The organism is Bacillus sp. JJ1127 (assembly GCF_036965845.1).
Classification (GTDB): Bacteria; Bacillota; Bacilli; order Bacillales; family Bacillaceae_G; genus Bacillus_A.
Window position 1 is genome coordinate 1 of sequence record NZ_JBALQK010000389.1, and the last position, 256, is coordinate 256.

The 256-nt window shown below is 38.7% G+C and carries 1 protein-coding gene; it reads left to right on the forward strand.

The genetic code is table 11. From position 1 onward, the window contains the following. Window positions 1-256: YdcF family protein (locus tag V7183_RS24905; RefSeq protein ID WP_335361208.1), on the forward strand; the 256-nt coding region annotated here is incomplete at both ends.

Here is a 256-nt window from a genome sequence, read left to right on the forward strand (position 1 = left end):
CTGCCGTTGTACTCGGAGCAGCTTCTTGGAACGGCAAACCATCCCCTGTATTTCGTGAAAGAATTAATCATGCTATCTCCTTGTATAAGAACGGAAGTGTAAAAAAAATTATTTTTACTGGTGGTACAAAGTTTGAATCGGAGCTTGAGGAAGCACGTACTGCGAAAGCGTATGCATTAAAGCATGACGTCAAGGAAGAAGATATTTTAATTGAAACAGAGTCGCGTTTTACAGAAGATAACTTAAAAAATGCGAA